Below are 21,321 nucleotides of genomic sequence, written 5' to 3' on the forward strand. Positions count from 1 at the left end.
TTAGTTTCCTTGTGGCAATCCGTTCAGTTCGGCTGCCGTATTACCCGGCGAAACCAGTAACGTTATCTCCACGCGGCGGTTGCGGGCGCGGTTTTCCGCCGTATTGTTCGGCGCGATGGGGTTCATTTCACCCCGCCCTTCCGCTTTCACGCGATCCGGCTGACTTAAATGTTTTTGCAACAGCGACTGTACAGAGCGCGCGCGTTCGAGGGACAGTTCATAGTTGGAAGCAAAGCGTGCGCTGCGGATCGGCACGTTATCGCTGTAGCCCACCACCAGAATTTTGCCGCTGACGTTGTTCATGGCCTGCGCGACGCGGTCAATCACCGGCGCGTAGTTTTCACGTGCCACCGTTGACCCCGACGCAAACAGCCCGTCGCCTTTTAGGGTGACAACGCTGCGATCCGTTTCATCGCGCACCGCGACTAGCCCGGCGTCGATCTCCGGTTTCAGGAAGCCGCGCAGGTTAAGCACAGGCGGCAACGATGGCGCAGGTTGGGCAATGGACGCTTCTGGCAATGTGGTCTGGTAAATTTTTGCCAGTACCGGGTTCGTGTTATCGCCAAGTCGCCAGTTAAGAACGATATAAAACAGGCAGGCAAGAAACCCGGCCAGCGCCACACAGGCCCACAGCGGGATCATTGGGCGCCAGAGTTTGCGCAGCACCGGCTGATCTTCCGGATGCGGCGACAACGGCGGCGGATAATTTCCCCGTACGCCGCGAATCATCTGCCACAAACGCTGCTTGATGGTTTCAAGCTGGGTTCGCCCATTGTCCATGACCCGATAGCGACCTTCGAAGCCCAGCAACAGGCAAAAATTAATCAGCTCCAGCAGGACGATATGCTCACGCGGGTTTTGCGACAGGCGCGCCAGCAACTGGAAAAATTTCTCGCCACCCCAGGTTTCGTTGTGAAAGGTCACCAGCAGGCCGCTGCCGGACCAGACGCCACGGCTTCCCCAGGGGGTCAGCGCCGCCGCTTCATCCAGCGCGGTACACAGGCAATAACGCGCCCCGACAATCACTTCATACGCAAGACCCGATTGCTGGCAGCGCACTTCAAAACGGCGAATTTCATCAATCAGTTGCTGGCGCAGACCGGCCTGGTCGTCGTGTGAAACAGAGTGGCGAATCTGCGGTATCGCGTTAAGCAGCGGGTTAGCGGCGGTCACCAGAGGGTTGTTACCCCCCGCGCCCGCAACATCGGCATCACGGCCGTTAGCGTGTTGTTCCTGCATATCTTGCGCTCGCTATTAATCTTTCGGGCTACGGACGGCCCAAAATTCCATGTCCAGTCCTGGAAATTCACCTGCCAGATGCAGCGCAAAGGCGCCGGATTTCTCCATTTCGCTCCACAGCTCGCCCCCTTTTTCCAGTTCGAAGTAGTTGTAGCCCGCATGCCAGGGAATTTGCGGCGGCGCGACGGGCATTGCCCGCAGCTTCATACCGGGAAGCTGGAGTTGCACCAGATCGCGGATTTTGGTGACCGGGGCGACTTTCATCTGCGCCGGGAAATGGGTTTGCAGCATCTCGCCTGGCACATTGGCTTTCACCGCCAGGACAAAACCAAACTCCCGCGCCATGCTGGTGGACGGCAGCGTCGCAACATTGAGGCCGTGGGTGCGTTCGGTAAGCGGCAGTTGAATGGCATGTTCTTCCAGCACCAGCGACAGCCCCTGACGTAACATCAGCACCAGACGGCTAAAGCAGCCGGCGAGGTTGTCGTGGTCATAAACCGGTAGTACCTCTTCCGGCGCACGCGCGGATGTCCAGGTGGTTAATTCGGTGGCAAAGGCCAGCCATTCGCGCCACAGCTCTTCCGGGTGCAGCAGCGGCAAGGTTTTCAGATGCGAAATCAAGCCGACGTGGTGATTGATCAACGCCAGCAGAGAGAATTCGACCATCTCCGTGGTATTGAAGCGGCCAGGCTGGCGCAGACGCTGAGCAAACTGCTGGCTACGCTGGGAGAGCAGGCTTTGCAGGTCGTTGATCATCGCGTACAGCGGCGCGCTGTTGGTGGCGTTGAGCATCGGCGGAATATAGGCCGAATCATGACGAATGTGATTATCGTTTCGCTTTTCCAGTATCTGAACCACACCCATCGCCGTCCACTCGGCGGTCAGATCTTTTTCCAGCATCAATTTCAGGCTTAAACGACCAAACTGCACGGCCGCCGGACCAACGGAAATGGCGTTGTCATCATCCACTTCGGCTTCCCAGGCCACGTAGCGCGCCAGTGACTCTTTATCTTCGCTGAAGATAACCTCTTCACGCCCACCCCGGCGGGCAGGTAAGGCCAGCACGACACGCTCATTGGTCACGTTATCCCCAATGGCTAATGGCGCGGGCGCATGGCGCGGATCGTGAAAGGAAAAAAAGGTGCCATCCGGTAGCAGACCGCTGGCATAGCTCAGCGCGATACAGCCCTGGCGCAACATTGCGTCATCCAGTTCAAGGTCCAGAAAGCCCCATAGCCAGGGCCGTTGTAACGCCCCCCATTCGCGAATGTGGCTATGCAGGTGGCTTTCCGCACGTTGAAAATGATGAGGACGCAGAAACATACCCTCGGTCCAGACGACCTTTTCTGCTTTGTTCATGCTGTTTTCCTGTTAAGACTGGACGCTATCTGGAAACGACGCGGATCCCGTTCACGTCGAGAAAAACGCTGGCTTCAAGTGAGTCAGACGACCATTTCCAGAATTCATAAAAGCGACTTTCACCCTGCACGGGAAGCGGAATGGAGATCCGCCATTTTTTGCCATCCAGCGCCTGATACTCCGCCATCACGCCGATATAGCGTGCTTCCGGGGTAGCCTGGCCGGTGAGTGTTTTTGTCAGTTGACCGGGCAGTAAGAAGAACTCATCGCTGTTGAGCAGGTTACCCCCAAGGGTGTTTCCCGCATTGTTTTGTAGCGACCAGAAATCGGCGGACATAAATGTCGCGTCGGATTTCAACAGCAAAACCCTGACTTTGAGCGGCGCGGATGCATTGACCTGCGGGTGCGCCTGGAACTGAAGGGTGTAACTGGCAGGTACGCTATGTGAAGTCGATCCACAACCGCTGACCAGGGTGGTCAGCGTAAGGAAAAACGCCAGGATGAGCTGGCGTACCACGAAGTTAGTTTTCATATCCATCGCTCATGATGGCGAATTAGTTAAGAATCCAGGTACCTGAGTTGCTGTTTTTACACGCTTTGCTGCTACCATCAACCGACACGCAGGTCTGTTTCTGGCGGGTTCTCAGGCGCGGGGTTTGCTTGCGTACCGTTTCGTCGTACAACTCGCTTTTCACCACAGCACGCATCGGGACATAACCAATCAACTCTTCCTGACCTTCATCGGCCAGAGCCATCCAGAAGTGTTCAACCTGGCCCAGTACAACGTAGGTTTTACCGGTTTGCAGTTGACGGATCATTTTGCCGCCGTAATCCGGCGTGCTCATCAGCGACGCAGGATAGAGTGCACGGTAGTTCTCTTTGATGGGTTGAAACTCTTTCGGTGGTTTTACCGCATAGCGGTGGGTAAGCGTGGTGCCATTCACCTCGCTGGTCACAATCGTGTCGTCTGTGGGCGTCGCCGGCGGTGGTGCTTTACATGCGGAGAGTGCAAAAACAAACAGAAGGGCTAATACATTTCGCATTTTCATAACGGTGATTTCCATTGCAAATATATTACTGTGTGGAACTGGAACGTTTAGGAAAGAACTTTTTCATTCTTTCAAAATAAGTCTCTCCCTTACCCTGCAAACCGATCAAATAATGAATTAAAGGCATAGCTACCGCACGAGCCGTTGCACCAGCAAGGCAGCGAAATATGACTTCATCAATGATAATCGTGTCTAAATTTTACAGACGAGACGATACAATTCAATATCATCTCAGCCTTAATGAAAAATGAATATTTAAAATTTATCTAAATTAAGATAATTCTCAAGAAATAATTTCACTTAGGTCTTCTAATAGTAGAAATCATAGCCAGGCAGAGCCGAAAGCCCCTTCGAATGAAGATCAAGCCACTGTATTTAATGATTTTATCCATCAAACCGCAGTGAGAACATATCACACCCGCCCTGTTATCAGATAAATCCTAAAAAGCTAATTTTGCATATTTAACCCCTCATTATTAGTAGCCTAAAAGCCACATTTACTGTGCGGAATATTGAATGACGCTTGATAAGTCAAGACCCTTCAGGTCGATAAAGTGAAATATCAAAACCGTGCAAAGTGAATATTATTCACCTGGTCTGACCATAGCGAAATAATCAACTGCGAAAATATTTTATCCCCGCTAAATAAATTGTTTTCAGTGCGACACTATTTAGCATCGCTAACTCAATGTGAATGGCCAGTAAATGAATCAATTCAGCTTATTTGATGCAAAACAAATATGACAATTCTTTTTCAATAAGAAAAACTGATCAATCACCGTTATTTTATTTGACGGAAATCTTATTTATTTGCGGAAATACCTGTTTTCTACCTAATTTGAGTTAAAGAAATGATCAAAATGCGTGCAAAGAGCTATTAAGGCATAATTTTTACTTATAGGTATGGGTAGCAAGGTAAATTGTCTGGAAGGGCGGAAAATGCCACACAGGGCACGCCGTTCGGCTGATATTCGACTAAGGTTTTCACAAGGTTGGCTACTGCGGCCTCGCTTTTCACCCGCTAAGGAGAACATTTAATGACAAGACCAGATTTGCGCCGTCAGCGCACCTTGTATCTTGCTATGCATATCGCACTGGGTGGCGCCCTGCTTTCACTTATCCCGTCGGCTCTGGCGGCAGATGCGCCCAACACCCCACAGCCGCCGGATATCCTGCTCGGCCCTTTGTTTAGCGATGTGCAAAGCGCCAAACTCTTTCCCGATCAAAAAACCTTCGCCGATGCCGTTCCCAAGGGTGACCCCTTGATGATCCTTGCGGATTACCGTATGCAGCGAAACCAGACCAGCTTTGATCTTCGCCACTTTGTTAACGTCAACTTTGATCTGCCAAAAGAAGGGGAAAAGTATGTTCCCCCGGAAGGGCAAAACCTGCGTGAGCATATTGATGGCCTGTGGCCCGTGCTAACGCGCACGACGGATAAAGCCGGTAAATGGGACTCTCTCCTCCCCCTGCCGAAACCTTATGTGGTGCCGGGAGGCCGTTTTCGCGAGGTCTACTACTGGGACAGTTATTTCACCATGCTGGGCCTGGCGGAGAGCGGACACTGGGACAAAATTGAAGATATGGTGGCTAACTTCGCCTATGAAATTGATACCTGGGGCCACATTCCCAACGGCAACCGTAGTTACTATCTGAGCCGCTCCCAACCGCCTTTCTTTGCATTTATGGTTGAATTACTGGCATCCCATGACGGTGATGACGTGCTCAAGACCTACCTGCCAGAGATGGAAAAAGAGTACCACTACTGGATGGACGGGCTGGAGGGGCTGCAAAACGGTCAGGCCAGCAAGCGGGTCGTTAAGCTTGATGACGGTTCGGTGCTGAACCGCTACTGGGATGATAAAGACACTCCGCGCCCGGAATCCTGGCTGGATGACGTTACCACCGCGAAGAACAACCCCAATCGTCCGGCAACAGAGATCTACCGGGATCTGCGCTCCGCTGCGGCATCGGGCTGGGATTTCAGCTCACGCTGGATGGATAACCCCGAACAACTGGGGACTATCCGCACCACCAGCATCGTACCGGTGGATTTGAATGCGCTGATGTTCAAGCTGGAAAAAATGATCGCCCGCGCCAGCCAGGCATCCGGCGACAGCGCTAAAGCGAGCCAGTATGAAGCGCTGGCCTCGGCCCGCCAGAAAGCCATAGAAGCCAACCTGTGGAATGATAAAGAGGGCTGGTATGCCGATTACGATCTGAAAACCAAAAAGGTTCGTAATCAGTTGACGGCGGCCGCCCTCTTCCCACTGTATGTGAATGCGGCGGCGAAAGATCGCGCGACGAAAGTAGCGGCAGCCACGCAGTCGCGGCTGTTGAAACCAGGCGGGATCTCCACAACCACCGTCAACAGTGGTCAACAATGGGATGCACCAAATGGCTGGGCGCCCCTGCAATGGGTCGCGGTCGCCGGTTTGCAAAACTACGACCAGAAAAAACTGTCGATGGATGTCACATGGCGCTTCCTGTCAAACGTGCAACATACCTATGACCGCGAGAAAAAGCTGGTTGAGAAGTATGATGTCAGCAGCACCGGGACAGGTGGCGGCGGCGGAGAATACCCGTTGCAGGATGGTTTCGGCTGGACAAACGGCGTGACGCTGAAAATGCTCGATCTGGTCTGTCCGAAAGAGCAGCCTTGTGACAGTCTGCCTGCCAGTCAGCCGGTTACCCAGACGGCAGCCGAACCGCAAAAAGCGGCGGCACAGTAACACAATAAAAGCATAATAAAAGAAAAGGCCGGTGAACACACTCACCGGCCTTATTCATTTACGGAAACAATTAACCCCGCCGTAACAGCCTAAAGACAGCCAGTACAATGATGGCACCCACCACCGCAACCAGGAAGCTATGAAGGTTGAAACCCGTTACATCGCCGCCAAAATTAAAGCGGGTCGCCAGCCAACCACCGACTACCGCCCCCACTATCCCAAGTAGACAGGTCAAAATGAATCCGCCGCCATCCCGGCCAGGCATGATTAATTTTGCGATAACCCCTGCAATCAGACCAAAAACAATCCACGCGATGATGCCCATTTACTTTTCTCCTGCTACAACGTCATATGTACGTATCGTGCATAATTCCCGCACGTTGACTAGAGTATAGGCGATAGTGTGAAAAGCATTTTCATCTCACGGACTTAATTGCAATTCCTCAGAATATTTTTATGAATTTGTATTAAGAATTCTCCGGAATTGCCGATAGTGCATCAAGACTGTCTGTCAGTGATCAAGGAGCCTTTCGGCGTGAGTAAGTACAGTGAGCAGTTCCTGAAAAATAGTCCATTAGCCGTACTCGGCGTCTTGCGTGATTTGCAAAAGAGCCAGGTACCTGTGTGCATTGCGTGGTCGAGCGGGCAATTCATCAGTAAGATCCTCGAAGTGAACCCCGAAGAACTGATCATGGACTTTGGTAGTCAGGAGTTTGATAACACAGCAGTGCAGCGCGCCACAAAAGTGACCATCACCGCCGAAACCCAGGGTGCCAAAGTCGAATTTACCCTTCCCACACTGCACAGCGGCGATTATCAGGCTTTGCCCGCTTTTATTTCTGAACTGCCAGAAAGCCTCTATTTCATTCAGCGTCGCGAATACTTTCGCATCAACGCCCCGCTGCACCCCGCCTATTTCTGTAAAGCCAAAATGCCGGACAAGAAGACGGAGCTGCGTTTCCGCCTGTTCGACCTTTCACTCGGCGGTATGGGCGCGTTACTGGATGGCACTGTTCCGGAAGGATTGCAGGCAGGTATGCGCTTTTCCCAGATAGAGCTCGATATGGCCTCATGGGGACAGTTCTATTTTGACGCACAGCTTATCGCCATCGGTGAGCGAAAAGTGGTAGACGGCAAAAACGAAACCATTACCACGCCGCGTCTGAGTTTTCGCTTTCTTAACGTCAGCCCCGGCGTTGAGCGTGAACTCCAGCGTATTATTTTTGCGCTCGAACGCGAGGCCCGCGAACGCGCCAGCCGCGTTCGCTAAAAAAAAGACCCGCTTATCCAGGCGGGTCTTTTCACATTGATATGGCGTTTACATGGCGTTCATCGCTTTCTGTACTTTCCAGATGTAGCGCGGCGCCTGTGGTGCCGGGTGGTTTTCTACCACGTGTTCAAAAAAGCCCTCAGCGCTCAGGTCGTTAATCTTGTCGATCGCTTTTTTCCGGTCGGATGAGAATGTCCGCAGCAGCGCGCCTGCACCGTTCACATAGGAGACCACCAGCGCATATTGCATCACTTGCGGATCTTTTATTCCCGCCAGTACGCCGTGCTCCATAATGCTCAAATACGCAGCCCCCATGGAGATATTGCGCTCCGGGTTTTTCAGCTCGCTGGTTGTAGGTTCACCGCTCCAGCCCATATAGCGATACACTTCGCGCCCGGAGGTGGAAGCTTTTAACTGCATCAGCCCAACGGCGTTTGATTTACTGACAAGGTTGGGGTTGCCGCCTGACTCAACCGCAATCATCGCGGTAATCAGACGCGGACTGACGCCCCACGCCGCCCCCGCTTTTTCACTGACTGGCATCCACTGCATGGCCCGTTTTACCGGGACTTCCGGGTTCCAGTCCGGGTTACGGTAGTCCGTGCGTTTCGAGCTACAACCCGCCAGAAGCACAATTAAAAAAGCAAACCATCTCAATTTCACACGCAATCCTTCTTTGGTGAACGCATCACTATGGATGACAACAAACAGGGTTAGCGGCATGATAACCGTTTCCAATTAGATGTCAGCAAGGAATTGCCATGTCGAGGTTTCATTTGATTGCGCCCTCCGGTTACTGCATTAATCAGCAGGCGGCAGCGCTTGGGGTTCAACGGCTGGAGTTACAGGGACATCAGGTGGATAACCGTTGTGTCATTACCCGCCGCGACCAACGCTTTGCGGGTCAGGAGAGCGAACGTCTCCATGATCTCAACAGCCTGGTCGCGCTCGAAGGTGCGGATATTATCGTTCTCCCCGTTCGCGGCGGCTATGGCGCAAGCCGCCTGCTGGAAGATATCGACTGGCAGGGCCTTATTCGCCGACAACAATCCCAGCCGTTACTTATCTGTGGACACAGCGATTTTACGGTGGTGCAGATGGGCTTATTAGCCCGTGGCGGCGTGATCACCTTTAGCGGCCCGATGTTGGCCGGCAATTTCGGCGCACCAACACTGAATGAATTTACCGGGCGTCATTTCTGGCAGGCGCTGCGCCAGCCTGAATTGACCGTCGAGTGGCGCGGCGAAGGCCCACGTTGTCACACCCAGGGCACGTTATGGGGTGGGAATCTGGCGATGCTGGTTTCGCTTATTGGCACCCCGTGGCTTCCGGCCATTGAGGGAGGTATTCTGGTGGTTGAGGATATCAATGAGCATCCTTTCCGCGTGGAACGTATGCTGTTGCAGTTGCTGCATTGCGGCATTCTCGCGCGTCAGAAGGCGCTCGTACTGGGCAGTTTCACCAGCGCCGATCCAAATGAATACGATGCGGGCTACAATCTTAATACGATGGTGGAATACCTGCGAAGCAGGCTCTCGATCCCGGTGATAACGGGGCTTGCATTTGGTCACGAGCAAGAGACCGTCACGCTGCCTCTCGGCGCGCATGCGGTATTAGAGCATGATGAGCGCTCACGACTGACTATTTCCGGTCATCCCGTATTGGGCGCATAAAAAAACGTTTAACCGACTGATTAAATCTGTATTTCTGCCGTTAATATATATCGGGTTTTTAAACTATAACTGCTCAGCGTATTCAGGCACTGAGCGGTTATGGGTTTCACCATTTTCCGGGTAAGAGGAGACGCACGACATTGGATGCAGCGGCGGTAATTAGTCTGTTTATTTTGGGTTCAGTACTTGTAACCTGCAGTATTTTATTAAGTTCTTTCTCCTCCCGTCTTGGTATCCCGATCCTCGTTATCTTTCTCGCCATTGGCATGCTGGCAGGCATTGACGGTATTGGCGGCATTCCGTTCGACAATTATCCGTTCGCCTATATGGTCAGTAACCTCGCGCTGGCGGTGATTTTGCTTGATGGCGGGATGCGAACCCAGGCGAGTTCCTTTCGCGTGGCGCTGTGGCCCGCCCTCTCTCTGGCGACGGTGGGAGTGCTTATCACGTCCGGGCTGACCGGAATGATGGCGGCCTGGTTGTTCCACCTCAATATCATGGAAGGGTTGCTGATCGGCGCGATTGTTGGCTCGACGGACGCGGCTGCGGTGTTCTCACTGCTTGGCGGGAAAGGGCTGAACGAGCGTGTCGGTTCAACGCTGGAAATTGAGTCCGGCAGCAACGATCCGATGGCGGTCTTTTTGACCATCACACTGATTGAGATGATTCAGCAGCATCATGCGGGCTTGAGCTGGATGTTTGTCGTGCACATTATTCAGCAGTTTGGGCTGGGTATCGTGTTAGGTCTCGCGGGCGGCTATTTGCTGCAACAGATGATCAATCGCATCTCCCTGCCCGCCGGGCTCTATCCTCTGCTGGCGCTGAGCGGCGGCATTCTGGTGTTCGCGGTGACCACCGCCATTGAAGGCAGCGGGATACTGGCGGTCTATCTGTGTGGTTTTGTGCTGGGCAATCGTCCGATACGCAATCGTTACGCCATTCAGCAAAACTTCGATGGTCTGGCCTGGCTGGCGCAAATCGGCATGTTCCTTGTCCTGGGGCTGCTGGTAACGCCATCTGATTTGCTGCCGATTGCCATTCCGGCGCTGATCCTCTCGGCGTGGATGATCTTTTTCGCCCGTCCGCTGTCAGTATTCGCCGGGCTGCTGCCGTTTCGCGGTTTCAATCTGCGCGAGCGCATTTTCATCAGTTGGGTGGGGCTGCGGGGCGCGGTGCCGATCATTCTTGCCGTCTTCCCGATGATGGCCGGTCTGGACAATGCGCGGCTGTTTTTTAATGTCGCCTTCTTTGTGGTGCTGATTTCGCTGCTATTCCAGGGGACATCGCTGTCGTGGGCGGCGAAAAAAGCCAGAGTCGTGGTCCCACCCGTGGGCTGGCCGGTTTCCCGCGTCGGGCTGGATATCCATCCGGAAAATCCGTGGGAGCAGTTTGTCTACCAGTTGAGCGCCGATAAATGGTGCGTGGGTGCCGCCCTTCGCGACCTGCACATGCCTTCCGAAACGCGTATTGCCGCCCTGTTTCGCGATAATTCGCTGCTCCATCCTACCGGTAGCACGCGGCTGCGTGAAGGTGACGTGCTGTGCGTGATTGGTCGTGAACGCGACCTGCCCGCGTTGGGTAAGTTGTTTAGCCAGTCTCCTCCCGTCTCGCTGGATCAGCGTTTCTTTGGGGATTTTATTCTCGAAGCCGATGCGAAGTTTGCCGATGTGGCGCTGATTTATGGTCTGGAAGAGGGACTGGAGTACCGTGATAAACAACAAACACTCGGTGAGATTGTTGAGCAACTGCTCGGGGCAGCGCCCGTGGTAGGCGATCAGGTGGAGTTTGCCGGCATGATCTGGACGGTTGCAGAGAAAGAAGAAGACGCGGTGCGTAAGGTTGGTGTCCGGGTCGCGGATGACGAGGCGGAGTGACCGCCTCACCATAGTTACACTGTCACAACGGGGACGCGCGGTGCGAGTGCGCACATTAATTCATAGCCAACCGTCCCTGCGCAAGCGGCCACTTCATCAATTTTGATCTCGTTACCCCAAAGTTCAACTGGCGTACCGATGCCCGCTTGCGGGCACGGTGTCAGGTCAACCGTCAGCATGTCCATCGAAATGGCGCCTACCGTACCGGTGCGAATACCGTCCACCAGCACGGGTGTACCGGTTCGGGCGAGACGCGGGTAACCGTCCGCATAACCGCAGGCTACGATGCCAATACGCTGCTCCTGTGAGGCACGATAGCGGCTGCCATAGCCCACACAGTCCCCCGCACGCAACGTTTGCACGGCAATAATCTGGCTTGTCAGGCTCATGACCGGTTTGATGCCACTGCCAGCCACATCCTGCCACTCCCCGGACGGGGACGCGCCATACAGCACGATGCCGGGGCGCACCCAGTCGCCGTGAGCTTCCGGGTGCCAGAGCGTGGCGGCGGAGTTTGACAGCGAACGCGGGCAATCAAGCCCCTCCGACGCATGGTTAATGCGTGTCATCGCCCCGGCAATTCCGTCCGGTTTTTCCGCATCGGCAAAATGGGCCATCAGAGTGATATCGCCCACATTGCTCAACTCCCGCAGTTGCCGCCAGAGGGTTTGCACACGCTCAGGCTGAAAGCCCAGCCGGTTCATGCCACTGTTCATTTTCAGGTAAACATCCAGCGGCGCATGAAGCCGGGCATCCTGCAGGGCTTTAACCTGCCAGTTGCTGTGCACGCTGGTGGTCAGGCGATATTTATCAAACAGCGGCAGCTCGTCGGCGTGGAAAAAGCCTTCCAGCATCAGAATCGGCCCTTTCCAGCCGCGCTCGCGCAGGAGGATCGCCTCCTCCAGATTAAGCAGCGCGAAACCGTCGGTGCCTTCCAGCGCACGCCAGATCCGATCGATTCCATGACCGTAGGCGTTAGCCTTCACCACTGACCAGACGCGGCTGTGTGGTGCGGCACGCCTGACTACCTGCAGGTTCTGCCGAAGTGCGTGTAAGTCGACAGTCGCCTGGACAGGACGAGACATACGTTCTCCTTGTTTTTAGGTGGACGGTTTAGTTGTGAGCACCGTGCAAATGTTGCGGCCGCGATGGGGTAAAACCCGGCTGGTAGCGCGCCACACTCAAATCCTCAAAGGGAATGGCTGGCGTGCGGCCGGAAATCAGGTCGCTCAACAGTTGCCCTGAGCCACAGGCCATCGTCCAGCCCAGCGTGCCATGCCCGGTATTCAGCCATAAGTTTTTAAACGGAGCACGCCCCACCACCGGCGTACCGTCTGGCGTCATCGGACGCAGCCCGGTCCAGAAGGTTGCCTGCTCCACATGTCCGCCGCGCGGAAAGAGATCTTTGACCACCATCTCCAGCGTGGCGCGGCGTGGTTTAAGAAGCTCGGTATTAAAGCCGACGATCTCCGCCATTCCACCGACACGAATACGGTTATCAAAACGGGTAATCGCAATCTTGTAGGTTTCATCGAGGATAGTCGAAACCGGCGCGCCCGCCTCCTCCGCAATGGGTATAGTCAGCGAATAACCTTTCAGGGGATAGACCGGGATATCGACAATTCCTTTTAGCATCGCCGTGGAATAGGAACCAAACGCCATGACGTAAGCATCGGCTTTCACCACTTCATCGCCACATTTGACGCCGTAAATTTGCTCGCCCTCGTACAGGAGCCTGTCGACCGGGGTGTTGAAGCGGAATGTGACGCCCGCCTGCGCCGCCATCTGCGCCAGTTGCTGAGTAAAGAGCTGGCAGTCGCCGGTTTCATCGTTTGGCAAACGTAGACCACCACTGAGCTTGTGTGCAACCTGCGCCAGTGCCGGTTCCACTTCTGACAGCCGGGCTGACTCCAGCAGTTGATAAGGCACCCCGGCGTCTTCCAGTACGGCAATATCCCGGGTGGCGTTTTCGTACTGCTCTGGGGTACGGAACAGTTGTAGCGTCCCGCCCTGACGCCCTTCGTACTGAATTTGGGTGGTTTCACGCAACAGCTTTAAACAGTCGCGGCTGTACTCTGCAAGCCGCACCATGCGGCCTTTGTTTTCCATATAATGGCGGGTGTCGCAGTTACGCAGCATCTGCCACATCCATTTGAGTTGAGTGGAGGTGCCATCGAGACTAATTGCCAGCGGCGCATGGCGCTGGAACATCCATTTAATCGCTTTCAACGGTACGCCTGGTGCCGCCCAGGGCGCTGCGTAGCCAGGCGAGATTTGCCCTGCGTTCGCCGCACTGGTCTCCAGCGCCGGGCCAGATTCCCTGTCAATGACCGTCACCTCATGTCCCGCCTGACTCAGATACCAGGCACTGGTAACCCCCACCACGCCACTTCCCAGTACAACGACTCGCATAACCTGCTCCCATATGTAAAGCACAATCATCTGATTACAAATTGATAACTCAGATGAAAATGTTATTCAACATATGGCTTTTTTATGGTGACACCCCTCACACCTTTCCGTAAATAAAGGCGTCAGGATATTTAGAATCTCCTGCTGCGCGACATTTCGCCACAGAATAAAATTCTGCAAAAGAGGCTTTTTACCCCTCTCTTGCAAGGTGTTATCGCGAAGAAAAAAAGCGACGTCACGTACAGTTTTTATTGTGTGTTCTATGCTTGAAATGAGACTCTCCATACAGAGAGAGTTGCTAACAACGAGGGCGCGCTAATGGCTACGATTGATTCCATGAATAAGGACACCATACGTCTCAGTGATGGACCTGACTGGACCTTCGATCTACTGGATGTGTATCTCGCAGAGATCGACCGGGTGGCGAAACTTTACCGCCTGGATACCTACCCGCACCAAATCGAAGTCATCACCTCCGAACAGATGATGGACGCCTACTCAAGTGTCGGGATGCCCATTAACTACCCCCACTGGTCATTCGGTAAAAAATTTATTGAAACCGAGCGACTTTATAAGCATGGACAGCAAGGTCTGGCCTACGAGATTGTCATTAACTCCAATCCTTGTATCGCCTATCTGATGGAAGAGAACACCATCACCATGCAAGCGCTGGTCATGGCGCATGCCTGCTATGGGCATAACTCTTTCTTTAAGAATAACTATTTGTTCCGTAGCTGGACGGATGCCAGCTCGATTGTCGATTACCTGATTTTCGCCCGTAACTACATCACCGATTGTGAAGAGCGCTACGGTGTGGAAGAGGTGGAAAAACTGCTCGATTCCTGCCACGCGCTGATGAATTACGGCGTTGACCGTTATAAACGTCCGCAAAAGATCTCCCTGCAGGAGGAGAAAGCCCGCCAGAAAAGCCGTGAGGAGTACCTGCAAAGCCAGGTTAACACACTATGGCGCACCCTGCCTAAACGTGAAGAAGAGAAAGCCGTTGTCGAAGCGCGCCGTTACCCTTCTGAGCCGCAGGAAAACCTGCTCTATTTTATGGAGAAAAACGCCCCGCTGCTGGAGCCATGGCAGCGTGAGATTTTGCGCATCGTGCGTAAAGTCAGCCAGTATTTTTATCCGCAGAAACAGACCCAGGTGATGAATGAAGGCTGGGCCACTTTCTGGCACTACACCATTCTCAATCATCTGTACGACGAAGGGAAAGTGACAGACCGCTTTATGCTGGAATTCCTGCACAGCCACACTAACGTGGTATTCCAGCCGCCTTACAATAGTCCGTGGTATAGCGGCATTAACCCGTATGCCCTTGGGTTTGCGATGTTCCAGGATATTAAACGGATTTGTCAGTCTCCGACGGAGGAAGACAAATACTGGTTCCCGGACATTGCCGGTTCCGACTGGCTGGAAACGCTGCATTTCGCCATGCGCGATTTTAAAGATGAAAGCTTTATCAGCCAGTTTATGTCGCCAAAAATCATGCGTGATTTCCGCTTCTTTACCGTGCTGGATGACGATCGCAATAATTATCTGGAAATTGCGGCGATTCATAACGAAGAGGGCTATCGTGAGATCCGCTCGAAATTGTCATCCCAGTATAACCTGAGCAACCTGGAGCCCAATATCCAGGTATGGAATGTGGATTTGCGCGGCGATCGTTCTCTGACGCTGCGTTATATTCCGCACAATCGCGCCCCGCTGGACAAAGGCCGCCGGGAAGTGCTCAAACATGTGCATCGGCTGTGGGGGTTTGATGTACTGCTGGAACAGCAAAACGAAGATGGTAGTGTAGAACTGCTGGACCGCTGCCCTGCCCGCAGCAATACCCTCTGATAGCAAAAAGCCCCTCCGCCGGAGGGGCTTCGCTTTGCTTAACGCCCGTTGATGGACAAATCCCCAGGCAGTGTTTTATGCATGCGCTGCCAGATTTCACCACTGTCATGCCCATAACGACGCACGGTTTCGTACACCTGGTCATGCAAACCTTGCTCACAGATTTCTGCCAGACGGTGATAAAAACCGAGCGCCAGGCTGCGTGCTTCCGGGCTTGCGAAGTAATGACGCCCGATGCGGGTATACAACCCTTTCATACCGTTGAGGATCAGGCCGTAAATCGGGTTGCCGGAGGCAAAAGCCAGTCCACGGAAAATGTTGTAATCCAGTTCAGCAAACGCATCGCCGTGATCTTCCACTTCGCGCGCGCTGGCCAGCACGGCTAACGCGTCTTCTGGATGCTGGCGGAATGCGGTACGGATGAAGATGGTCGCGATATTGGTACGCACCGACAGGAGGTTATCGATGAGTTGTGGAACGCTCTCATGGTCCAGACGCGCCAGTGTTTCCAGAATATTGAGCCCGGACGTTTCCCAAAAGTTATTTACTTTTGTGGGTTTACCGTGCTGAATAGTAAGCCAGCCATCGCGGGCCAGACGCTGTAACACTTCACGCAATGTAGTACGAGTGACGCCAATCAGTTCGGAGAGTTCGCGCTCTGCTGGAAGTATCGACCCCGGAGGGAAACGGTTATTCCAGATACTTTCAATGATGTATTCTTCCGCGAAACCCGCCGGGCTCTGCGCCTTTATAACCATAGTGAGATTTCCATTATACAACTAAGCAAAGATCACTCATCATACCAGACCACTTCGGGGGCAGATAGCAGGCGAAATGAAGAAAAAGGGGATCGCCGATCCAATTTGAAAGATTCACCCGATGTACGGTTTACTCCCCATTTTATTCACGACTATTCCCTCTTTACTGAAAGTCATTTACCACATTTATCATAAATGCTTTTCCTGTTAGCGCTTTGCTTACATTCCTGACAGCAAGATTTGACTTTTCGCATGATAAACATCCGATTACGTATTATTTTCTTATGCAATAGTGGCTTGCTAAGTGATTTCGTTTACACTGCTGTGTCTACGCATGTCCCAGGGAAATGATTATGTTGCGATATTTAAACAAGTGCTCTCGCGGGCGCGGCGCCTGGCTATTAATGGCGTTCACCGCACTGGCACTTGAATTAGTGGCGTTGTGGTTCCAGCACGTCATGCTGCTGAAACCCTGTGTCCTGTGTATTTATGAGCGTTCTGCTCTTTTTGGTGTGATGGGTGCAGGTATCGTCGGTGCGATTGCGCCGAAGACGCCGTTGCGCTACGTCGCCATCTTAATTTGGTTGTACAGCGCCTGGCGCGGTATCCAATTGACGTATGAACACACCATGATCCAGCTTCACCCTTCTCCTTTTATGACCTGCGACTTTGCTGCGCGTTTCCCTTCGTGGCTGCCACTGGATAAGTGGCTTCCGCAGGTCTTTGTTGCTTCGGGCGATTGTGCTGAAAAACAGTGGCAGTTCCTGTCGCTGGAAATGCCGCAATGGCTGTTAGGTATCTTTGTCGCTTACTTTGTTGTGGCGGCACTGGTGCTCATCGCACAGCCCTTCAAACCGAAAAAACGCGACCTCTTCGGTCGTTAACAGAACGCTCCTTCGGGAGCGTTTTTTATTGCCGCGAAATTGCATACGCTTCCCGTAGGTGTTACTTCACCGAGCGGCGCGATACACCCTTGATAAGACTGGCCTAATACACCCCGTTATAGCCATCCAGATACGTTGCCGATAATTCATTGCCTATCGAGTCGGCATCTTTCGAATCCGCCTGTACCCTATCGCCAGATCTGTCATATGTTTCGGTGAGATGACGGCTGGCCTGCTCTCTGAGTATTCCGGCATACTTAATGGCGTAATGCACATCATGACCCACTATGCGGTCCAATTTTCCTTTATCGTATGCTTCTTCAAAGGCGGGAATGATGTTGCGATATGTACCACTTGCCGAGAACCGGACACCACCGTCCGTTGAGCTGTGATTTTCCATAAAGGCGATAGCGTGCCGCTGTGGAGAGGGTTTAGACGCCGTACATCCTGCGAGCAGAGCACCTGCCGCTACCAGCACAATGAATTTATTCATGACAGACCCCATTGATGTTTTAGCTTATTTAAGACATGCAAACATTTTAGGGTCTTGTTTTAAATCACTTTTTAATCATCTCAGGCAAGTCGCGATATAACAAAAGAGATTATTGCGCCCAATCTGGCTTGTTGAGGATATGATCCTGCCAGTCGCGGACTTCGGACTCTTTTACCGCAATATGGCGAACCGTGATGCGCTGTTTGTGCATCATCTCCTTCGAACCGGTACGCAACGGATGCCACACCGGCAGCGCCTTCCCTTCGGCCAGCAGACGATAGGCGCAGGTGGGCGGCAACCATTCAAAGGTGGGTAAATTATCGCGCGTCAGCTTGATGCAGTCCGGCTCATACTCAAAGCGACGCTCGTAGTTACGACACTGGCAGGTTTTGATGTTCAACTGGCGGCAGGCCACATTGGTGAAATAGATCTCGTCGGAATCTTCATCCATTAGCTTATGCAGGCAGCACTGACCGCATCCGTCACACAGCGATTCCCACTCCGCGTCCGTCATTTGTTCAAGAGTTTTGCTTTGCCAGAAAGGTGTGTCGCTCATAAATCAGTTCGCCATTTAAAACCAAGGAGCACCTTATAACCAGTCTGGCATGGGGATGCAAGTTTTGCCGCCGTTCAGGCGGCAAATCGACTTATAATACGCGGGTCTTTAACGAGAGGCCGTTGAAACTCACTTCCAGTTCGTCCCCGCCGTGCAGCGGGCCAACACCTTCCGGCGTACCGGTCAGAATGACATCCCCGGCTTTGAGCGTGAAGAAGCGGCTCATGTAAGCAATCAGCGGCACAATTTTGTGGATCATATCGGCAGTGGTCCCCTGCTGGCGGACTTCACCGTTGATGCTGAGCCCAAGCGTCGTGTTCTGCGGATCGCTGGTAAACTCTGCCGCCGGAATAAAACCGGAGATCGGGCAGGAATTATCAAAGCCTTTCGCTTTTTCCCACGGCTGACCCGCCTTTTTCATTTTGGCCTGCAGATCGCGAAGCGTGAGATCCAGCGCCACACCATAACCGGCAATGGCTTTTCGTACATGCTCTTCGGTCGCCTGACGCAGCGTTGCCCCAATGAGCACGGCCAGTTCAACTTCGTGATGTACGGAACCGAAATCCTGTGGCAGCGCCAGCGGCTGGCGAATATCGCACAGTGCGGTTTCCGGTTTAATAAACAGCACCGGCTCTTCCGGCGTGGCGCTGCCCATTTCTTTAATATGTTTCGCATAGTTACTGCCAACGCACACGACTTTACTCACCGGGTAATCCAGGAGTGCGCCCTGCCAGTTATGATGTTGGTACATGTCTTTCCCCTAAGTAACGCATTGAACAAGTGCGAAAAATGACTATCCGCGCCACATGGCGGTTTGTCAAATAGCAAACTTTGTCATTCAATGCGTATGCAAGAGGAAAGCAAATGGCGGAATCGATCCGCCACTTTGACTGGCGGGGATGGCTATCTTTCGCTGTCTAAATGTTGTTTCAACAAATTTTCTGGCGGCGGTGGAATCTGTAAATAATATCCCTGCGTACGTAACGCCTCTTTTACTTTTTCCAGATCCGCACTGGCCAGTTTTTTACGTCCGTCGAGGGGCAATAACATGGCTAACTGAGGCTGGCCAAAGCTTTTCATTAATTCTTCCGGCACGCGTGAAAAATCGTCTTTTTTTTCGACATACAGATAAGTCTGTTCACGTCGGGAACTTCGGTAGATCACACAAAACATACTTTTGCTCTGAATTAAGGGGTGGTTACTTGCCTGAATATAATAGTGACTATAACATGCTTGATAGTCTTCGGAATATCGCTCACTCATGAGTGATAATAGCAAAATGAGTAAGGTCAGGATGTCAAACACGCCCATCGAGCTAAAAGGCAGTAGTTTTACCTTATCTGTGGTTCACTTGCATGATGCAAAACCCGAGGTTATTCGCCAGGCGTTAGAAGACAAAATCGCTCAGGCTCCCGCTTTTTTAAAACATGCTCCTGTTGTTATTAATGTTTCTGACCTTGAGGGCCCGGTCAACTGGTCGCCGATTCAACAGACTATTCTGGCGACGGGGTTACGGGTTGTCGGTATCAGCGGCTGTAAAGACAGCGAACTGAAAGCCGACATCGAACGTGCCGGGTTGCCGCTTCTGACCGAAGGCAAAGAAAAGCCGCAACGTCAGGTTGCTGTTCCTGTCCCCGAGGCCCCCATTGTTACTCCGGTCACAAAAACACGCTTGATTGATCTTCCTGTTCGTTCCGGGCAGCGTGTTTATGCGCCAAACTGTGATCTGATTGTCACCAGTCACGTCAGCGCAGGCGCAGAGTTGATTGCCGACGGCAATATCCATGTTTACGGCATGATGCGTGGCCGCGCGCTGGCTGGCGCAAGCGGCGACAAGGATGCGCAAATATTTTGTACTCACCTCACGGCGGAGCTGGTATCCATCGCAGGGGAATACTGGCTGAGCGATCGAATCCCGGCCGATTTTTATGGCAAAGCGGCGCGCTTACGTTTAGCGAATAATGCTTTGACTATTCAACCGTTAGATTAAGCCCTTTTAACAAGGAACTCCTATGGCACGCATTATTGTTGTTACTTCGGGTAAAGGGGGCGTGGGTAAGACCACCTCCAGCGCGGCCATCGCAACCGGTTTGGCCCAGAAGGGAAAGAAAACCGTCGTTATTGATTTTGATATCGGCCTGCGTAACCTCGACCTCATCATGGGCTGTGAACGTCGCGTCGTGTACGACTTCGTGAACGTCATTCAGGGCGATGCGACGCTGAATCAGGCGCTGATTAAAGATAAACGTACGGAAAATCTTTATATTCTCCCGGCTTCGCAGACGCGCGACAAAGACGCGTTAACGCGTGAAGGCGTAGAGAAGGTGCTTGATGAGCTGCAGAAAATGGAGTTCGACTTTGTTATTTGCGACTCACCGGCGGGGATTGAAACCGGCGCGCTGATGGCCCTCTATTTCGCGGATGAAGCGATCATCACCACCAACCCGGAAGTCTCTTCCGTCCGTGACTCTGACCGTATCCTCGGCATCCTGGCGTCCAAATCGCGCCGCGCCGAAAACGGCCAGGAACCGATTAAAGAACACCTGTTGTTGACCCGCTACAACCCGGGGCGCGTTAATAAAGGTGATATGCTCAGCATGGAAGACGTGCTGGAGATCCTGCGCATTAAGCTGGTTGGCGTGATCCCCGAAGATCAGTCAGTCCTTCGCGCATCCAACCAGGGGGAACCGGTTATTCTGGATACCACTGCCGATGCAGGCAAAGCGTACGCAGATACCGTTGAACGTCTACTGGGAGAAGATCGTCCTTTCCGCTTCATTGATGAAGAGAAGAAAGGTTTCCTCAAACGCCTGTTCGGAGGATAAGTTATGGCATTACTCGACTTTTTTCTCTCCAGAAAAAAGAACACCGCCAGCATCGCCAAAGAGCGTCTGCAAATTATTGTTGCGGAACGCCGTCGCAGTGACGCTGAACCACATTATTTACCGCAGCTAAAGCGGGATATTCTGGAGGTGATTTGTAAATATGTTCAAATCGATCCGGAAATGGTTTCAGTCCAACTGGAACAACGTGGTGACGATATTTCCATTCTGGAACTCAACGTTACCTTGCCAGAACCAGAAGAGACGAAATAATCCGGCAGTTGATCGCTGCGCCAGGAGTAATAAAAAAGGCAGAAACCCTCTGCCTTTTTTCTTTTATTAACGCTTA

General features: G+C 52.8%; 22 protein-coding genes. 9 read left to right on the top strand and 13 right to left on the bottom strand.

Going from position 1 to position 21,321, the window contains the following annotated elements:
• From MRY16398_RS17455 to MRY16398_RS17470, 4 genes are read right to left on the bottom strand one after another with little or no spacing between them, the layout of a single operon-like run.
• A complete protein-coding gene (locus MRY16398_RS17455) occupies positions 1–1,239 on the bottom strand; it encodes a DotU family type VI secretion system protein (protein ID WP_108701536.1) in 1,239 nt (412 codons plus the stop codon).
• A 15-nt stretch (positions 1,240–1,254) separates the two neighbouring features.
• Positions 1,255–2,598 carry a type VI secretion system baseplate subunit TssK gene (gene tssK / locus MRY16398_RS17460; protein WP_125124906.1) on the bottom strand — a complete coding sequence of 448 codons (1,344 nt, stop codon included), beginning with the start codon at positions 2,596–2,598 and terminating at the stop codon, positions 1,255–1,257.
• Between the two features lie 25 nt (positions 2,599–2,623).
• The gene (tssJ, locus tag MRY16398_RS17465) at positions 2,624–3,130 is read right to left on the bottom strand and encodes a type VI secretion system lipoprotein TssJ (RefSeq protein ID WP_039079493.1); all 507 of its coding nucleotides are present in this window, start codon (positions 3,128–3,130) and stop codon (positions 2,624–2,626) included.
• 22 nt (positions 3,131–3,152) lie between these two features.
• The gene (locus MRY16398_RS17470; RefSeq protein WP_039079494.1) at positions 3,153–3,647 is read right to left on the bottom strand and encodes a hypothetical protein; all 495 of its coding nucleotides are present in this window, start codon (positions 3,645–3,647) and stop codon (positions 3,153–3,155) included.
• A 1,037-nt stretch (positions 3,648–4,684) separates the two neighbouring features.
• Here MRY16398_RS17470 and MRY16398_RS17475 point away from each other — a divergent pair.
• Entirely contained in the window at positions 4,685–6,379 is a 1,695-nt protein-coding gene (locus tag MRY16398_RS17475) for an alpha,alpha-trehalase (RefSeq protein ID WP_125124907.1), read from the top strand.
• A gap of 70 nt (positions 6,380–6,449) precedes the next feature.
• On the opposite strand, the gene MRY16398_RS17480 is transcribed toward MRY16398_RS17475, so the two are convergent.
• Entirely contained in the window at positions 6,450–6,704 is a 255-nt protein-coding gene (locus MRY16398_RS17480; protein ID WP_039079496.1) for a GlsB/YeaQ/YmgE family stress response membrane protein, read from the bottom strand.
• Positions 6,705–6,914: 210 nt separating this feature from the next.
• On the opposite strand from MRY16398_RS17480, the gene ycgR reads away from it, so the two are divergent.
• Positions 6,915–7,649 (top strand): flagellar brake protein YcgR, encoded by a 735-nt coding sequence (gene ycgR / locus MRY16398_RS17485; RefSeq protein ID WP_039079497.1) that lies wholly within the window; start codon positions 6,915–6,917, stop codon positions 7,647–7,649.
• 48 nt (positions 7,650–7,697) lie between these two features.
• On the opposite strand, the gene emtA is transcribed toward ycgR, so the two are convergent.
• Positions 7,698–8,312, bottom strand: coding sequence for a membrane-bound lytic murein transglycosylase EmtA (gene emtA / locus MRY16398_RS17490; protein WP_125124908.1), 615 nt, complete (start codon positions 8,310–8,312; stop codon positions 7,698–7,700).
• A 98-nt stretch (positions 8,313–8,410) separates the two neighbouring features.
• Here emtA and ldcA point away from each other — a divergent pair, with 98 nt between their 5' ends.
• Entirely contained in the window at positions 8,411–9,322 is a 912-nt protein-coding gene (ldcA, locus tag MRY16398_RS17495; RefSeq protein ID WP_125124909.1) for a muramoyltetrapeptide carboxypeptidase, read from the top strand.
• 140 nt (positions 9,323–9,462) lie between these two features.
• Positions 9,463–11,196, top strand: a complete 1,734-nt coding sequence (locus MRY16398_RS17500; RefSeq protein ID WP_125124910.1) for a potassium/proton antiporter — start codon at positions 9,463–9,465, stop codon at positions 11,194–11,196.
• 14 nt (positions 11,197–11,210) lie between these two features.
• Here the strand turns inward: MRY16398_RS17500 and dadX are convergent, their stop codons facing one another.
• Together dadX and MRY16398_RS17510 are read right to left on the bottom strand one after the other, a co-directional pair.
• Positions 11,211–12,281: a catabolic alanine racemase DadX gene (gene dadX, locus MRY16398_RS17505; RefSeq protein ID WP_071195221.1), complete on the bottom strand. Its 1,071-nt coding sequence runs from the start codon at positions 12,279–12,281 to the stop codon at positions 11,211–11,213.
• A 28-nt stretch (positions 12,282–12,309) separates the two neighbouring features.
• A complete protein-coding gene (locus MRY16398_RS17510) occupies positions 12,310–13,608 on the bottom strand; it encodes a D-amino acid dehydrogenase (RefSeq protein WP_071195220.1) in 1,299 nt (432 codons plus the stop codon).
• Between the two features lie 318 nt (positions 13,609–13,926).
• Between MRY16398_RS17510 and MRY16398_RS17515 the strand changes: the two genes are divergently transcribed.
• On the top strand, positions 13,927–15,459 hold the full coding sequence (locus tag MRY16398_RS17515; RefSeq protein WP_039079502.1) for a SpoVR family protein: 1,533 nt from the start codon (positions 13,927–13,929) through the stop codon (positions 15,457–15,459).
• Between the two features lie 38 nt (positions 15,460–15,497).
• Here the strand turns inward: MRY16398_RS17515 and fadR are convergent, their stop codons facing one another.
• Entirely contained in the window at positions 15,498–16,217 is a 720-nt protein-coding gene (gene fadR, locus MRY16398_RS17520) for a fatty acid metabolism transcriptional regulator FadR (RefSeq protein WP_071195219.1), read from the bottom strand.
• Positions 16,218–16,570: 353 nt separating this feature from the next.
• Here fadR and dsbB point away from each other — a divergent pair, with 353 nt between their 5' ends.
• Positions 16,571–17,101: a disulfide bond formation protein DsbB gene (dsbB, locus tag MRY16398_RS17525; protein ID WP_039079504.1), complete on the top strand. Its 531-nt coding sequence runs from the start codon at positions 16,571–16,573 to the stop codon at positions 17,099–17,101.
• A gap of 103 nt (positions 17,102–17,204) precedes the next feature.
• On the opposite strand, the gene MRY16398_RS17530 is transcribed toward dsbB, so the two are convergent.
• The 4 genes from MRY16398_RS17530 to MRY16398_RS17545 all read right to left on the bottom strand — a co-directional run bounded on the left by MRY16398_RS17530 (position 17,205) and on the right by MRY16398_RS17545 (position 19,323).
• Positions 17,205–17,594, bottom strand: coding sequence for an Exc2 family lipoprotein (locus MRY16398_RS17530; RefSeq protein WP_125124911.1), 390 nt, complete (start codon positions 17,592–17,594; stop codon positions 17,205–17,207).
• A gap of 109 nt (positions 17,595–17,703) precedes the next feature.
• Positions 17,704–18,150: a YcgN family cysteine cluster protein gene (locus MRY16398_RS17535; protein ID WP_039079506.1), complete on the bottom strand. Its 447-nt coding sequence runs from the start codon at positions 18,148–18,150 to the stop codon at positions 17,704–17,706.
• Positions 18,151–18,241: 91 nt separating this feature from the next.
• Complete coding sequence (locus MRY16398_RS17540; RefSeq protein WP_039079507.1) at positions 18,242–18,901, bottom strand: fumarylacetoacetate hydrolase family protein; 660 nt, start codon at positions 18,899–18,901, stop codon at positions 18,242–18,244.
• 152 nt (positions 18,902–19,053) lie between these two features.
• A complete protein-coding gene (locus MRY16398_RS17545) occupies positions 19,054–19,323 on the bottom strand; it encodes a YcgL domain-containing protein (protein ID WP_039079508.1) in 270 nt (89 codons plus the stop codon).
• A gap of 121 nt (positions 19,324–19,444) precedes the next feature.
• Between MRY16398_RS17545 and minC the strand changes: the two genes are divergently transcribed.
• The 3 genes from minC to minE are packed head-to-tail and all read left to right on the top strand — an operon-like array spanning position 19,445 to position 21,245.
• Entirely contained in the window at positions 19,445–20,140 is a 696-nt protein-coding gene (gene minC / locus MRY16398_RS17550; RefSeq protein WP_039079509.1) for a septum site-determining protein MinC, read from the top strand.
• A 22-nt stretch (positions 20,141–20,162) separates the two neighbouring features.
• Positions 20,163–20,975, top strand: a complete 813-nt coding sequence (gene minD / locus MRY16398_RS17555) for a septum site-determining protein MinD (RefSeq protein ID WP_039079510.1) — start codon at positions 20,163–20,165, stop codon at positions 20,973–20,975.
• A 3-nt stretch (positions 20,976–20,978) separates the two neighbouring features.
• On the top strand, positions 20,979–21,245 hold the full coding sequence (gene minE / locus MRY16398_RS17560) for a cell division topological specificity factor MinE (protein WP_039079511.1): 267 nt from the start codon (positions 20,979–20,981) through the stop codon (positions 21,243–21,245).
• Positions 21,246–21,321 lie beyond the last annotated feature (76 nt).

The organism is Phytobacter sp. MRY16-398 (assembly GCF_003925915.1).
In the GTDB taxonomy this organism is placed as follows: Bacteria; Pseudomonadota; Gammaproteobacteria; order Enterobacterales; family Enterobacteriaceae; genus Phytobacter; species Phytobacter diazotrophicus.